This window comes from Sulfitobacter sp. TCYB15, from assembly GCF_040435955.1.
Classification (GTDB): Bacteria; Pseudomonadota; Alphaproteobacteria; order Rhodobacterales; family Rhodobacteraceae; genus Sulfitobacter; species Sulfitobacter pontiacus.
Genome location: NZ_CP159193.1, coordinates 122041 through 135342 on the forward strand (window position 1 = coordinate 122041; position 13302 = coordinate 135342).

At 61.1% G+C, this 13302-nt stretch carries 17 protein-coding genes; 10 read left to right on the plus strand and 7 right to left on the minus strand.

Translation table 11 applies throughout. The annotated features are described in order from the left end of the window. Positions 1-43 precede the first annotated feature (43 nt). The 5 genes from ABM428_RS00550 to ABM428_RS00570 are packed head-to-tail and all read left to right on the plus strand — an operon-like array spanning position 44 to position 3188. Entirely contained in the window at positions 44-175 is a 132-nt protein-coding gene (locus ABM428_RS00550; RefSeq protein ID WP_005850301.1) for a hypothetical protein, read from the plus strand. Between the two features lie 40 nt (positions 176-215). After that, positions 216-920 (plus strand): ABC transporter permease, encoded by a 705-nt coding sequence (locus ABM428_RS00555; RefSeq protein ID WP_005850303.1) that lies wholly within the window; start codon positions 216-218, stop codon positions 918-920. Continuing rightward, positions 914-1630 (plus strand): ATP-binding cassette domain-containing protein, encoded by a 717-nt coding sequence (locus tag ABM428_RS00560; protein ID WP_353628056.1) that lies wholly within the window; start codon positions 914-916, stop codon positions 1628-1630. Before ABM428_RS00555 ends, ABM428_RS00560 begins: the two co-directional genes overlap by 7 nt. Beyond that, on the plus strand, positions 1627-2427 hold the full coding sequence (locus tag ABM428_RS00565) for a substrate-binding domain-containing protein (RefSeq protein ID WP_132997862.1): 801 nt from the start codon (positions 1627-1629) through the stop codon (positions 2425-2427). The genes ABM428_RS00560 and ABM428_RS00565 overlap by 4 nt, the downstream gene beginning before the upstream one ends. A gap of 44 nt (positions 2428-2471) precedes the next feature. After that, complete coding sequence (locus ABM428_RS00570) at positions 2472-3188, plus strand: glycosyltransferase family 25 protein (protein WP_037965328.1); 717 nt, start codon at positions 2472-2474, stop codon at positions 3186-3188. Between the two features lie 10 nt (positions 3189-3198). Here ABM428_RS00570 and ABM428_RS00575 read toward each other — a convergent pair whose 3' ends face one another. Then, the gene (locus ABM428_RS00575) at positions 3199-3852 is read right to left on the minus strand and encodes a peroxiredoxin (protein WP_037965330.1); all 654 of its coding nucleotides are present in this window, start codon (positions 3850-3852) and stop codon (positions 3199-3201) included. Positions 3853-4017: 165 nt separating this feature from the next. Between ABM428_RS00575 and ABM428_RS00580 the strand changes: the two genes are divergently transcribed. Then, positions 4018-5457 carry an aldehyde dehydrogenase family protein gene (locus ABM428_RS00580; protein ID WP_005850313.1) on the plus strand — a complete coding sequence of 480 codons (1440 nt, stop codon included), beginning with the start codon at positions 4018-4020 and terminating at the stop codon, positions 5455-5457. A 75-nt stretch (positions 5458-5532) separates the two neighbouring features. Here ABM428_RS00580 and ABM428_RS00585 read toward each other — a convergent pair whose 3' ends face one another. Then, a complete protein-coding gene (locus tag ABM428_RS00585) occupies positions 5533-6180 on the minus strand; it encodes an RluA family pseudouridine synthase (protein ID WP_005850315.1) in 648 nt (215 codons plus the stop codon). Positions 6181-6239: 59 nt separating this feature from the next. On the opposite strand from ABM428_RS00585, the gene ABM428_RS00590 reads away from it, so the two are divergent. Continuing rightward, entirely contained in the window at positions 6240-6650 is a 411-nt protein-coding gene (locus ABM428_RS00590) for a nuclear transport factor 2 family protein (RefSeq protein ID WP_037942746.1), read from the plus strand. 54 nt (positions 6651-6704) lie between these two features. Here ABM428_RS00590 and rarD read toward each other — a convergent pair whose 3' ends face one another. The 4 genes from rarD to ABM428_RS00610 form a co-directional block, all read right to left on the minus strand. Further along, on the minus strand, positions 6705-7631 hold the full coding sequence (rarD, locus tag ABM428_RS00595; protein ID WP_037942744.1) for an EamA family transporter RarD: 927 nt from the start codon (positions 7629-7631) through the stop codon (positions 6705-6707). A gap of 105 nt (positions 7632-7736) precedes the next feature. Beyond that, complete coding sequence (locus ABM428_RS00600; RefSeq protein ID WP_009825491.1) at positions 7737-8360, minus strand: LysE family translocator; 624 nt, start codon at positions 8358-8360, stop codon at positions 7737-7739. A 35-nt stretch (positions 8361-8395) separates the two neighbouring features. Then, positions 8396-8851, minus strand: a complete 456-nt coding sequence (locus ABM428_RS00605; protein ID WP_132997861.1) for a GAF domain-containing protein — start codon at positions 8849-8851, stop codon at positions 8396-8398. Positions 8852-8927: 76 nt separating this feature from the next. Next, a complete protein-coding gene (locus ABM428_RS00610) occupies positions 8928-10100 on the minus strand; it encodes an acetyl-CoA C-acyltransferase (RefSeq protein ID WP_132997860.1) in 1173 nt (390 codons plus the stop codon). Between the two features lie 87 nt (positions 10101-10187). Between ABM428_RS00610 and ABM428_RS00615 the strand changes: the two genes are divergently transcribed. The 3 genes from ABM428_RS00615 to ABM428_RS00625 all read left to right on the plus strand — a co-directional run bounded on the left by ABM428_RS00615 (position 10188) and on the right by ABM428_RS00625 (position 12927). After that, positions 10188-10529 carry an STAS domain-containing protein gene (locus tag ABM428_RS00615; RefSeq protein WP_132997859.1) on the plus strand — a complete coding sequence of 114 codons (342 nt, stop codon included), beginning with the start codon at positions 10188-10190 and terminating at the stop codon, positions 10527-10529. Then, positions 10526-11005: an ATP-binding protein gene (locus ABM428_RS00620; protein WP_064216077.1), complete on the plus strand. Its 480-nt coding sequence runs from the start codon at positions 10526-10528 to the stop codon at positions 11003-11005. Before ABM428_RS00615 ends, ABM428_RS00620 begins: the two co-directional genes overlap by 4 nt. Before the next feature lie 344 nt (positions 11006-11349). After that, on the plus strand, positions 11350-12927 hold the full coding sequence (locus tag ABM428_RS00625; protein WP_132997858.1) for a gamma-glutamyltransferase family protein: 1578 nt from the start codon (positions 11350-11352) through the stop codon (positions 12925-12927). Positions 12928-12964: 37 nt separating this feature from the next. Here ABM428_RS00625 and hspQ read toward each other — a convergent pair whose 3' ends face one another. Then, on the minus strand, positions 12965-13291 hold the full coding sequence (gene hspQ / locus ABM428_RS00630) for a heat shock protein HspQ (RefSeq protein WP_005850331.1): 327 nt from the start codon (positions 13289-13291) through the stop codon (positions 12965-12967). Positions 13292-13302: the final 11 nt, after the last annotated feature.

The window sequence follows — 13302 nt, forward strand, 5'->3', positions numbered from 1 at the left end:
CGCCCCCCACCCAGCGTGCCAATGCGCATCAACGAGGTACGGAATGAAAGCTTTTATCACTGCCATCGTCGCCTTGGTCATCCTTGCTGCGGGCATGAACTTTGCGTTGGACAACGCAGGGTTCTCCGCGGCCGAGCAGACCTCGTCTGATCGCAATGTCCGGCTGGGCGACTAAGACCGCATCCTATGCATAGCAAACTCCGACGGCCCGCCCGATGAATGATATCTGGGCGGGCCTTTCTTCTGCGTTCTGGCTGGTTGTCACCGGCGATCCCGACCTGATCGAGATTACGCTCAGGTCGTTGCAGGTCAGCCTGACGGCGCTGGTCATTGCCTCGGCCATCGCGCTGCCCTTCGGCACATGGCTCGCCATCCGCCGTTTCCGCTTCCGCCGTACCGCGATTGCGGTGCTGAACTCCCTCATGGGATTGCCGCCCGTCGTGGTGGGGTTGATCGTCTATCTGCTGCTGTCGCGCGCCGGTCCCTTCGGGGTGCTGGGGCTGCTGTTCACGCCGACGGCGATGATCATTGCGCAGGTGATCATTATCACGCCGCTCATCGCCTCTATCACCCATCAGGCGATGCGTGATCTTTGGGCTGAATACCACGATCTGCTGATCTCGCTGAACACCACCCCGACGCGGCGCATCCTGACGCTGATCTCGGACGGGCGGCGGGCCTTGCTGACGGCGGCGCTGGCAGGCTTTGGCCGCGCCATAGGCGAGGTCGGCGCGATCATGATCGTGGGCGGCAACATCGACCACGCCACCCGCGTGCTGACCACCGCCATCGCGCTGGAAACCGGCAAGGGTGATTTCGCACTGGCGCTTGGTCTGGGCTTTGTGCTGATCGCACTTGCGCTGAGTGTGAACCTGATCATCCACGCCCTGTCGCGCACAGAAAGAGAGGGCAGATGGTGACCCCCCTGCTGCCCGCCCATATGCGCGACGTCAGCGTCACCCGCCGCTGCAAGCGATTGCTGGGCCCCGTGGACCTGACCCTTGGCAAAACCGGATTCACGATCCTGCTGGGGCCCAATGGTGCCGGCAAGACGACATTCCTCAAGGCGCTGCACGGGCTTGAACGGCTGTCTACAGGCGCGGTCACATGGGCCGTTCCGAATGACCTTGCGCGGATGCGGCAGGCCTATGTTTTCCAAAGCCCAGTGATGCTGCGCCGGTCGGTGCGCGCCAATCTGGGCTATCCTCTCGCGATACTTGGCCAGCCCAAGGCGCAGGTGAACAAAGCGGTAGAGGCATGGGCGGCTCGCATCGGCCTGACGCCCGCGCTGGATCGCCCTGCGACGGGGTTGTCCGGTGGCGAGAAACAAAAGCTCGCCCTCGCCCGCGCCTTGATCCGCACCCCCGAGATGCTGCTGCTGGATGAGCCCTGCGCCAATCTGGATGGCCGCTCCGTCAAGGATATAGAGGCGCTGTTGCAGTCTGCCCATCAGTCAGGGACGCGCATCGTGATGGCGACCCATGATCTGGGTCAGGCGCGGCGCCTTGCAACTGAAATATTGTTTCTGTTTAAAGGTCGTATTCACGAGGCTGGCCCGGCGCCCGATGCGTTTGACGCCCCGCAGACCCCGGAATTCAAATCGTTCCTGAATGGAGATATTTTGATATGAAATCCTTGATTACCGCTCTTGTTCTCGCACTTGGCACCACGGCTGCGCAGGCGGACACCATGAAAATGGCTGTCACCACGTCCTTCAACAACTCTGGTCTGTCCGACGTCCTGCTGCCCGCCATCAAAGAAGATCTGGACCTTGACGTACAACTGCTGATCGTCGGCACCGGTCAAGCCTTGCGCTTGGGCGAAGCGGGCGACGTCGATGCCATTCTGGTGCACTCCAAGAAAGCCGAGGAGGCCTTTGTCGCCGACGGCTATGGCACCCACCGCCGCGAGATCATGTATAATGATTTCGTCCTGATCGGCCCAAATGACGACCCCGCCGCAATCGCAGAGGCAGAGGCAGCCAAAGACGCGCTTGCCAAGATCGAAGCGGCCGAGGCGCCTTTCGTGAGCCGTGGCGACGACAGCGGCACCCACAAAAAAGAACTCTCGCTTTGGGCCGGTGCTGATCTGGACCCCGCGACATTCGGTGAATGGTACAAAGCTGTCGGCGCGGGCATGGGCGCGAGCCTCAACACCGCTGCAGGGATGGGGGCCTATATCATGTCCGACCGTGCAAGCTGGCTGAACTTTGACAACAAGGCCGATCTGGCAATCCTCTTTGCAGGCGATCCGGTGCTGTTCAACCAATATGCCTATATTCCGGTGAACCCCGAGAAGCATGCGCATGTGAACAAAGATGCCGCGGCCCAGTTGGAAGACTGGCTGGTCGGCGACCGCGCCAAAGACCTGATCGACAGCTATACGATCAACGGCGAAAAGCTGTTCACCTTTAACGCCGAGCAATGATTTTAAACGGTTTGAGAACGTCACCAAGCGCGGTATCAAACCGTATGAAATCATTGATCATCCATATGTCCACCAGCACCGCGCGGCACGCCAATGTCGCGCGGTTGCTGCAGGATCTGCCCGATGCGCAGGTCGTCGAAGCGGTGAATGGCCGCGACCCTACGCAGGTCGCAGATGTGCGCACCCACTCTGGCAACCTGCACAGCCCGTCCTATCCCTTCGCCCTGACACCGGCCGAGATCGGCGTCTTTCAAAGCCATCGCAAATGCTGGCAGATGATCGTCGATCAGGGCTGGGATTACGCGATGATTGTCGAGGATGACCTCGCCGTGTCGCGGCCAGAGTTGGACCGCGCGTTGCAACTTATCCACCAGAATATGACGCCCGATATGTACCTGCGCCTGCCGCCCAAGATGCGAGAGCTGCCCGCAGATGTCGTGGCGCGCGACGGCGATATGGCGTTGATCCTGCCCAAGCGGATCGGCTTGCAGTGTTGCTGTCAGGTGGTGGGGCGCGACGCCGCGCAGCGCTTGCTTGACGGATCGACCCAGATTGACCGCCCTGTCGATACATGGCTGCAGATGCATTGGGTGACAGGGCAAAAGCTCCACGCCCTGCTTCCCAATGGGCTAAGCGAAATCGCCAACCAGATCGGCGGGTCAACCATCCAGCAAAAAACCCGCACCAGCGGCAAGCTGATGCGGGAATTAAAGCGGGCGTGGTATCGCACGCAGGTTAAATTGCGACCTCAGAAAGCCTGAGATCCCGCGCTTAGCTGGGCGCTTTGGTGGTGCGCAGGTAGGGCAGGATCTTGTTGAAGTCGCCGAACTTCGCTTTGGCATCGTCATCCGACAGGGTTGCGGGGATGATTACGTCGTCGCCGACATTCCAGTTCGCCGGTGTCGCCACGCCCTTGCCGGTCGAGGTTTGCAAGCCGTCCAGCGCGCGCAGAACCTCGGCAAAGTTGCGGCCCACGGTCATCGGGTAGGTCATCGACAGCTTCAGCTGCTTGTCCGGCCCGATGATGAACACGGCGCGGACTGTGGCGCTGTCGTTGGGGGTGCGGCCATCGGGAAGATAAGCGTCGGCGGGCAGCATGTCGAAGGCTTTGGCAACGGTCAGGTCGTTATCCGCGATGATCGGAAAGCCCGCTTTGGCACCGGCGAAGGTCTCGATATCGCCTTTCCATTTCTTGTGCTCTTCAACACCGTCCACGGAAATACCCATCACCTTGGTGCCGCGCTTTTCCCATTCGTCAGCAAGCTGTGCGACCGCCCCGAATTCGGTGGTGCAGACCGGCGTGAAATCCTTTGGGTGCGAAAAAAGGATCGCCCAGCTGTCGCCCACCCAGTCGTGCAGGCTGATCGTGCCCTGATCGGTTTCGACAGTCAGATCGGGGATGGTATCGTTGATGCGCAAGGACATAATATTCTCCGGCTTCATGGTTTCGGTTTGTCGTTCTCCACTTATGTAAGACGTTGCGCTGCCGGTTTCACCCCCTCACTTGCGGGTCCCCAGATGTGGTGACATGGTACGCGCAACAGGCTGGGGGAAACGTCCCCGGCACCGCATGACAAAAGGAGTTTTCCCATGCTGGAGAAGCGCGAGTTTTACATCAACGGCGAATGGGTATCCCCCGCCAAGCCGAATGACTATCACGTGATCGACCCCACCACAGAGGAGCCCTGCGCGGTCATCTCGCTTGGGGATCAGGCGGATACCGATGCCGCGGTTGCCGCCGCCAAGGCCGCCCTGCCCGGCTGGATGGCGACGCCTCCGGCGGAACGCATCGCTCTGCTGGAAAAGCTGCTAGAGGTCTATCAGGCCCGCGCCGAGGATCTGGCCAAAGCGATGAGCACGGCCATGGGTGCGCCGATGGATCTGGCCCGTACATCGCAGGTTGGTGCCGGCTCTTATCACCTGAGCAACTTCATCAAGGCCGCGAAAGAGTTCAAATTCGAACAGCCGCTTGGCGATCACGCCCCGAATGACCGGATCATCCGCGAAGCCGTGGGCGTTGCCGGTCTGATCACGCCGTGGAACTGGCCGATGAACCAGATCACGCTCAAGGTCGGCGCGGCGATTGTATCGGGCTGCACGATGGTGCTGAAACCGTCCGAGGAAAGCCCGCTGGACGCGATGATCTTTGCCGAGTTGATTGACGAGGCAGGCTTCCCCAAAGGGGTATTCAACCTTGTGAACGGCGATGGCGTCGGTGTCGGCAGCCAGATGTCGTCGCATAAAGACATCGACATGATCAGCTTCACCGGCTCCACCCGCGCGGGCACGCTGATCTCGAAAGCGGCGGCGGATACGCTGAAAAAGGTCCACCTTGAACTGGGTGGCAAAGGCGCGAACATCATTTTCAACGATGCCGATGACAAGGCTGTCAAACGCGGCGTGCTGCACATGATGAACAACACCGGTCAGTCGTGTAACGCCCCCAGCCGTATGCTGGTGCAGTCGGATGTCTATGACAAAGCCGTCGAAGAAGCAGGCGCTGTGGCGTCGCAGGTTACCGTTGGTCCTGCCTCCGAAGATGGGCGTCATATCGGCCCCGTGGTCAATGAATCGCAGTTCAACAAGATTCAGGACCTGATCCAGAAGGGCATCGACGAAGGCGCGCGTTTGGTTGCGGGCGGCACCGGACGTCCCGACGGCTTGAACCGCGGGTTCTTTGTCAAACCCACTGTCTTTGCAGACGTGACCCCCGACATGACCATCGCCCGCGAGGAAATCTTTGGGCCGGTTCTGTCGATCATGAAGTTCGACAGCGAAGAGCAAGCGGTCCAGATCGCCAATGACACGGTTTACGGCCTGACCAACTATGTCCAGTCGCAAGATGGCGAGCGTCGCAACCGTCTGGCGCGTCAACTGCGGTCGGGCATGGTCGAGATGAACGGCCAAAGCCGCGCCGCAGGGTCGCCCTTTGGCGGCATGAAGCAATCGGGCAATGGCCGCGAGGGTGGCATGTACGGGATCGAGGACTTTACCGAGATCAAAGCCGTCTCGGGTTGGGCCGCTGAATAAGCTGTCCTTCGGCATCCCCCACAAACACCAAGGCCACCCTTCGGGGTGGCCTTTTTCGTCTGCGCCCTATGGCCTTTAGAACGGTGCCTTGGCGCGAATCTTGGTCGAATGTCCGCCCTGAGGATGGTTGAACCGCAGCTCCTCTGAATGGAGCATCAGGCGCGGATACGCCAACGCGGGCCCCGTAGCGTAAAACGGATCGCCCAGAATCGGATGGCCGAGGCTCAGCATATGCACCCGCAGCTGATGGCTGCGCCCTGTCTTGGGGCTAAGGCGCACCCGCGCGGTGTCGCCTTCGTCTTTCAGCACACGCCAGTCGGTTTGTGCGGGTTTACCCGTTTCATGGCAGACCATCTGGCGCGGGCGGTTCGGCCAATCCACGATCAGCGGCAGATCAATGGTGCCGGTCTTTTCCTGCGGTACCCCCCAGACCCGCGCGACATAGGTCTTGCGCGTCATCCGCTTTTCAAACTGCAATCCCAGATGGCGCTGCGCATGGGGCGTCAGCGCAAAGATCATCACGCCCGAGGTGTCCCGATCCAGACGATGCACCAGCAGCGCGTCCGGGAATGCATCCTGCACCCGCGCGATGAGACAATCGGCCAGATGTGGCCCCTTGCCCGGCACCGACAGCAAGCCCGCGGGCTTGTCGACCAGCAACACTTCGGCGTCTTCATGCAGGACAACCAGCGGATCTTGGGGCGGATTATATTCTGTTTCCATAAGTGTCCGTCTCAGAGTTAGGGTAGGTTTTCAAGCCAATCTGTACCAAAGGACCCGGAATGCATCCTACTATTACCAAGATGATTGATGTTGTCGCCAAGGGGGATTCGGAAAAGATCGCCCCGCTGCTGGCGGAAGACGTCACCTTCATGCCGCCGACATATTACAAGACCTGGACCGGCCGCGCCCCTGTGGCAGCGGTCCTGGGGCACGTCGGCAATGTCTTTAGCGATTTCAAATACCGCCGGATCATGGGGGAAGGGACAGATTGGGCGCTGGAGTTCCAGTGCAAGATCGGGGATCTGGATGCCGTTGGCGTCGATCTGATCACCCTGGGTGACGACGGTCTGATCGCCAAATTCGAGGTGGTGATGCGCCCCTATAAATCCATCGGTGCGCTACGTGAGGCGATGAACGCACGGGTGATGAAAGACCCCAGCTTCCTCGCTTTCAAGGACGCGCTGTCCTGAGCGAATGATATAATGATCGAGGGGCGCGACATGTCTGCGCCCCTCGGTCCCTTGTTATGCCGGTTTGTGCCGCATCTGCCGGAACAGCGAGATCGAATAGATCACCAGCGCACCCCAGATCAGCGGAAAGGCAATCATCCGCGCCCGCCCAAAGGGTTCGTCAAAGACCAGCACCGCGCAAAGGAAGATCATCGTCGGCGCGATATACTGCAAGATACCGATGGTCGACAGCCGCAGCCGCTTGGCTCCGTTGGCATAAAAGATCAGCGGCACCGCCGTGACCACGCCGCAGCCCACCAGCATCCACGTATTAAACGGCACGCCTTGACCAAAGTGGTTTTGCCCCGTCATAATCAGGTAAACCAGATAAGCCAGCGCAGGAGCGAGCAGGATCAGGACCTCAAGCAGGAAACCTTGGTTCGGCCCGATCGGCAGCCGCTTTTTCGCCAGCGCATACAGCCCGAACGTGAATGTCAGGCTCAGCGCGACCCAAGGGAAGCGACCGGAATCGAGCGTCAGGATCGCGACGGCGACGGCTGCGAGCCCGATTGCCGCAAGCTGAAGTCTCGACAGACGTTCCCCCAGTAGCAGCGCCCCCAGCAAGATGCTGAACAACGGGTTGATGTAATAGCCCAAGGCCGCGTCCAGCGCATGACCCGAGTTCACCGCCCAGATGTAGATGCCCCAGTTGACCGAGATCAGCGTCGCCGTGACACAGCCCATCGCCAAGGTGCGCGGCGACCGGAACGCCTCGCGCAGGGTGGCGGTGCGCCCCAGAAGGATCAGCACCAATGCGCCCACGGGCACTGACCAGATGACCCGGTGCACGACAATCTCTGCCGCGGGAATATGGGCGATGGCCTTCATGTACAGCGGCAGAAACCCCCAAAGACCATAGGCCCCGATCGCAAAGGCAAGCCCTTGGGGCGTGTCCTCGGGCGGGGCGGGCTGGGTGTTGGATAGGGTATCTGGGTTGCGCATATCGTGTCTCCTTGGGGTCTGCTTACGCCCGCAGGACCGCAGGGGCCAGAGGGAAAGACTGACCCAAGGGCACTTGCCCCACAGGCGCGCGGGATCAGCCCGTGATCACCCCTTAGGCATCGGCGTATGCGCGCTGCCCAACAGCACCCCGTAGATGATAAAGCTGACCGCCATCACGCGGCGGAACCAGACGTTGAACACCGCTCCCAAGGCCGCCCGCCCCAGCCCCGCCCCAAGCGCCGTAAACCCGGTATAGCTGGCCGCGGTCAGGGTCAGCGCCGTCGGCACGATCACGATCATCTGGTCCCAGATCGGGACATCCGGCTGCACGAACTGGCTGAAGGCCGCAAGATACCCGGCGACCGATTTCGGGTTGATCGTCGCAATCGCAAAGGCACGCCAATAGACCGACGCGGCGGGACGATCCTCCATCACCACAGGCTTGCCCGCCATGACCAGCCCGCGCACGCCCAGATAGATCAGAAACCCTGCCCCGATCATCTTGGCCACAAAGAACCCCGTGGCCGAGGCCGTCAGCAGCGCCGTCACGCCAATCGCTGACAGCGCCAGAAACAGCGAGGCCTGCGTCAGGATCGCCAGCACCCCGACCATCGCCCGCGCAAAGCCCAGGTTCATCCCGTTGCTGATACAGTTCACCGCGTTCGGCCCCGGCGTGGTGACAAACACCACCCAGAACAGGGCAAACACGAGCCAAGCGTCAAAGCTCATGACATTTCCTTTGATCGACGGGCAGGATCACCGGCCTAGACGTTTGCGAAAACAGATTTCAGAATCGCGGCGAGTTCATCGGCGTCGGTCTGGTCAAACGCGGCGGGCTGGTTACTGTCGATATCAAAGACACCCAGCAGCTCTCCGGCGCCGTTCCAGACAGGCAGGACCAGTTCAGACCGCGTGGAGGACGCGCAAGCGATGTGGCCCGGAAAGGCATCCACATCCGCAACCAGCTGCGCTTCGCCGGTGCGCGCGGCGGCCCCGCACACCCCACGCGCAAAGGGGATCACCAGACAGCCATGCCCGCCCTGATAGGGCCCGATCTTAAGCAGCTCTGGCGCGGTCACACGGTAGAACCCCGTCCAGTCAAAGCGGTCGTCGGCGTGGTGCACCTCGCAGGCGACGGTGGCCATTAGCGCGACGCTGTCGGTTTCGCCGTCGGTCAAAGCGTGTAGGGTTTTGGAGAGGGTAGGATAGTCAACGCGCATAAAAGTGCCTTTTGTTGCTGTCGGACCGGGGGGCTGTCTGCCCCCCGACCCCCGAGGATTTAGTCCATTTGGAAAATCAGGGGCGTTCGATCGCAATTGCAGTGCCTTCACCGCCGCCAATGCAGATCGCCGCGATACCCCGTTTCAGCCCGCGCTTTTCCAGTGCGTTCAGCAGGGTCACGATAATACGTGCGCCAGAGGCCCCGATGGGGTGGCCAAGCGCACAGGCACCGCCGTTCACGTTCACGATGTCATGGGACAGCCCCATTTCATGCATGAAGGCCAGTGGCACGACGGCAAAGGCCTCGTTCACTTCCCACAGATCAACGTCGTCTTTCTGCCAGCCCAACCGGTCCAGCAGTTTCTGCGCCGCCGGTACGGGCGCGGTGGTGAAAAGCCCCGGTGCCTGCGCGTGACTGGCGTGGCCGAGGATATGCGCACGGACATTCAAGCCTTGGGATTTGGCGGCGGTTTCAGATGCCAGCACCAATGCCGCCGCCCCGTCCGAGATGGAAGACGCATTCGCCGCCGTGACTGTGCCGCCCTCGCGGAAGGCGGGTTTGAGTTCGGGGATCTTCTCGGGCCGTGCGTTGCCGGGCTGTTCATCCGCCGAGATGGTGACCGACCCTTTACGCGATTTCAGATCAACCGCTGCGATCTCGTCATCGAACGCGCCGCTGCTTTGCGCGTCGAGCGCGCGGGACAGGGAGGCCAGCGCATAGTCATCCTGCACGGCGCGGGTGAATTGAAATGTCTCGGCGCAGTCTTCGGCAAAGGTGCCCATCAGGCGACCCTTGTCATAGGCGTCTTCCAACCCGTCGAGGAACATGTGATCGATCACCTGACCGTGCCCCAACCGCGCGCCGCCGCGCATTTTCGGCAGCACATAGGGCGCGTTTGTCATGCTCTCCATCCCGCCGGCGATCATGGTATCGGTCTGACCCAAGGCGATCTGGTCGAAGGCGATCATCGCCGCCTTCATCCCCGAGCCGCACATCTTGTTCAGCGTTGTCGCCGGCACCTCTTCGCCCAGACCTGCCTTGAAGCCGGCCTGACGCGCGGGAGCCTGGCCCTGCCCTGCGGGCAACACACAGCCCATCAGCACCTCGTCCACGGTATCGGTGCCGGCACCGTCCAGCGCCGCCTTGATCGCGTGCCCCCCCAGATCGGCCGCGGTCAGATCGGCAAAAGCTCCCTGAAACCCGCCCATCGGCGTCCGCGCAGCCCCTGCTATCACGACTTTTTCCATTTCGTCCCCTCCCCGGGAAATGATCATCTTTTGGTAAGGTATCGGCGCTATGTCTTCTGGCGTCCGGCACACCTTGGAGATGACCATATGAAACTCTCGACCAGAACAGAAGGGCAGCTGCAAATCATATCCGTGATGGAAGGCCGTATTGATGCCGCCGTTGCCCGCGCCTTTAAAGAAGCCATGCGGGATATGATCGAAGAGGGGCCACCTGTGGTTATTCTGGATCTGGGGCAGGTGACCTTTATTGATTCCAGTGGGCTTGGCGCGGTGGTAGCGACGCTGAAACTTCTGTTGCCGGACCGCAGCCTGACGCTGGCGGGGCTGACGCCCTCGGTTGATCGGGTATTCCGATTAACGCGGATGGACAGCGTGTTTCCCCTTTTCCCCACATTGGACGCCGCATTGGCCGCGCAGGTGCCCGCATGAGCGCCCCGAACCGGAACGAAGGCACAGTCGGTCAGCCGGATACCCCCTATGGGTTCGAGGTGACGTTGGAAGCCTCTGCCGATGCGGTACGCGCGGCCCTTGGACATATCCGCACAGAACTGGCCGATCGGGGGCTATCGCAAGAAAACCTCGAGATTGTGGAACTGGTGCTGGCCGAGACGTTGAATAACGTGGTCGAGCACGCCTATGCCGGATTGCCCCAAGCGGGGTTAATCGGGGTGCGCGGGGCCTATGCGCCTGATGACTTGCGGTTTCGCATCACCGATCTGGGCAAACCGATGCCGGGGTTCACCCTCCCCCCGGGTGAAGCATTTGATGTGCTTAAACTTGCTGACGAGCTGCCCGAAGGGGGATTCGGCTGGAGCCTGATCCGGTTGCTGAGCTGCGAGCTGGAATATTCGCGCACCGGTGATATGAACCTGCTGGCGCTGCGCATTCCGCTTGCCGCCGGATAAGCTGGGTACGGGGGGCCGCCACTAGGGGGGCCTTTGCGGCCAGGGGTTAAGTGTTGGTCACCCTTGGGGCAGCTTGAAGCAACGCTTCGCAATAGCGCCTCAAAGGTTTCATAATTCCGCCCAGCTTTGCGGGCAACGTCGGTTCTGTAGCTGCATATGGCTTCCCTCGGCGTTGCGTTTTAATAGCCCCCACCCAGTACGCAACGCCGAGGCACATTTGCTGTGCCCAATCCCCCTTTATGTACCCAGCTCCCCTTTAAGTGCCCAACTGCCCTTTAGTGATTGCCCGCCCGTCCTGCACCGCGCTACGTTCAGGCCGATGACAGCAACCTGAGGCCAATGACATGCGCGACTTTCACCTTCCCGGACGATCCCCCGTTCTGGCGAGCAATGGCATGTGTGCCACGTCCCATCCTTTGGCCGCAAAGACCGCTGTCGATATTCTTGAGCGGGGCGGCAACGCGATGGATGCCGCGATTGCCGGTGCCGTGCTGCTGGGGATTTGCGAGCCGCAGATGACCGGAATCGGCGGGGATTGCTTTGTGCTGTACTCGCCAGCGGGCAGCGACGAAGTGCACGCGCTGAACGGATCGGGCCGCGCCCCTGCTGCGTTGGATGCCGCCCATTTGCGCGACGCTGGTGAAAAGACGGTACCGCTGCGCAGCGCCCATGCCGTGACCATTCCCGGCGCGATCGACGCGTTTTGCCACCTGTCCGACACCATCGGCACCATGGGTCTGGACACGATTCTTGCCCCTGCGATCCGCTATGCCGAAGAAGGCGTACCCGTCGCGGCACGTGTCGCCTTTGATTGGGGCAATGATGCGGGCACCTTGCAGGGGGCCGCACGCGATTTCTATCTGACCGGCGGCAAGGCCCCAACGACCGGCGACATCTTCCGCGCCCCCGGTCAGGCCGAAGTCCTGCGTCGCATCGCCAAGGACGGGCGCGATGCCTTCTATACCGGTGAGGTGGCCGAAGATATCGTCGCCTCTCTCAATGCGATGGGGGGCAAGCACACGGCAGAGGATTTCGCCGCCACCGCTTGCACCCCTGGTGAGCCCCTTGCCTCCACTTATCAGGGCGTTGAGGTGCTGGAACATGCGCCGAACGGACAGGGGGCCACGGCACTGTTGATGATGAACATGCTGTCGCATTTCGACATTGCATCCATGGATCCTTGGGGCGCGGAGCGTGTGCATATCGAGGCGGAAACCGCCAAGCTGGCGTATGATGCACGCAATCGTTTTCTGGCGGACCCGGACCATACCGCACGTCTGGCCCATATGCTTGCGCCCGAAACGGCGCGAGAGCTGGCGGCGTTGATCGACCCGAAGAAAGCCATGCCCAACCCCGTCGCCCTGTCAGAGGCGGTGCATAAGGATACGATCTATATCACCGTGGTGGACAAGGATGGGATGTCCGTGTCGTTGATCTATTCGATCTTCCACGGTTTCGGGTCGGGCATCGCGTCGGATAAATTCGGTATCCTGCTGCAAAACCGCGGTGCGGGTTTCACCCTTGACCAAGGGCACGCGAACGAGCTGAAGGGCGGCAAGCGGCCGATGCATACGATCATTCCGGGGATGATCAAACGCGACGGTAAGGTGATCATGCCGTTTGGCGTGATGGGCGGGGCCTACCAGCCTAATGGCCACGCGCGGTTTGTCTCTAACCTGACGGATTTCGGGCTAGACCCTCAGGCCGCCATCGACGCCCCCCGCGCGTTTTCCGACAATGGCATCCTCAAGGTCGAACGCGGCTATAGCGATGCGGTCCGTGCCGAGCTGGCCGAGATGGGGCATAAGGTCGAAATTCCGGCCACAGCCATCGGCGGCGCGCAGGCGATCCAGCTGCATGACAACGGTTTGCTGGAGGGGGCGAGCGACGCGCGCAAGGATGGGTGTGCCCTGGGCTATTAAAAAAGGGTGGCAGGGCGCGGGTCACCCACGCTTTGCCTCAGTTCAGTTGGAAGTGCAGCGGATAGGCCCCATCGGTGAACGGGCCGAAGAGGTCGGGGATATCGGGATGGTCCACAGGTTCGCCCGAGTAATCGGCCACGAGGTTCTGCTCGGACACATAGGCCACGTAATAGCTTTGTTCGTTTTCGGCCAGCAGGTGATAATAGGGCTGGTCTTTCTCGGGGCGGCTGTCTTCCGGAATAGCCTCGTACCATTCTTCGGTATTGGCAAATTCGGGGTCCACGTCAAAAATCACCCCTCGGAAGGGATGTTTTTTGTGCCGGACGATCTGGCCCAAGTGGTATTTCGCGCGCGTTCTTATCATAACATCGGTGC

Bases quoted from the DNA above. Each gene is read 5' to 3' on its own strand.
- ABM428_RS00625 (WP_132997858.1), top strand. From the start codon at position 11,350: ATGCGCGACTTTCACCTTCCCGGACGATCCCCCGTTCTGGCGAGCAAT.
- ABM428_RS00610 (WP_132997860.1), bottom strand. From the start codon at position 10,100: ATGGAAAAAGTCGTGATAGCAGGGGCTGCGCGGACGCCGATGGGCGGG.
- ABM428_RS00605 (WP_132997861.1), bottom strand. From the start codon at position 8,851: ATGCGCGTTGACTATCCTACCCTCTCCAAAACCCTACACGCTTTGACC.
- ABM428_RS00555 (WP_005850303.1), top strand. From the start codon at position 216: ATGAATGATATCTGGGCGGGCCTTTCTTCTGCGTTCTGGCTGGTTGTC.
- ABM428_RS00580 (WP_005850313.1), top strand. From the start codon at position 4,018: ATGCTGGAGAAGCGCGAGTTTTACATCAACGGCGAATGGGTATCCCCC.
- ABM428_RS00550 (WP_005850301.1), top strand. From the start codon at position 44: ATGAAAGCTTTTATCACTGCCATCGTCGCCTTGGTCATCCTTGCTGCG.
- ABM428_RS00585 (WP_005850315.1), bottom strand. From the start codon at position 6,180: ATGGAAACAGAATATAATCCGCCCCAAGATCCGCTGGTTGTCCTGCAT.
- ABM428_RS00570 (WP_037965328.1), top strand. From the start codon at position 2,472: ATGAAATCATTGATCATCCATATGTCCACCAGCACCGCGCGGCACGCC.
- ABM428_RS00600 (WP_009825491.1), bottom strand. From the start codon at position 8,360: ATGAGCTTTGACGCTTGGCTCGTGTTTGCCCTGTTCTGGGTGGTGTTT.
- ABM428_RS00575 (WP_037965330.1), bottom strand. From the start codon at position 3,852: ATGTCCTTGCGCATCAACGATACCATCCCCGATCTGACTGTCGAAACC.
- ABM428_RS00560 (WP_353628056.1), top strand. From the start codon at position 914: ATGGTGACCCCCCTGCTGCCCGCCCATATGCGCGACGTCAGCGTCACC.
- hspQ (WP_005850331.1), bottom strand. From the start codon at position 13,291: ATGATAAGAACGCGCGCGAAATACCACTTGGGCCAGATCGTCCGGCAC.
- ABM428_RS00565 (WP_132997862.1), top strand. From the start codon at position 1,627: ATGAAATCCTTGATTACCGCTCTTGTTCTCGCACTTGGCACCACGGCT.
- rarD (WP_037942744.1), bottom strand. From the start codon at position 7,631: ATGCGCAACCCAGATACCCTATCCAACACCCAGCCCGCCCCGCCCGAG.
- ABM428_RS00620 (WP_064216077.1), top strand. From the start codon at position 10,526: ATGAGCGCCCCGAACCGGAACGAAGGCACAGTCGGTCAGCCGGATACC.
- ABM428_RS00615 (WP_132997859.1), top strand. From the start codon at position 10,188: ATGAAACTCTCGACCAGAACAGAAGGGCAGCTGCAAATCATATCCGTG.
- ABM428_RS00590 (WP_037942746.1), top strand. From the start codon at position 6,240: ATGCATCCTACTATTACCAAGATGATTGATGTTGTCGCCAAGGGGGAT.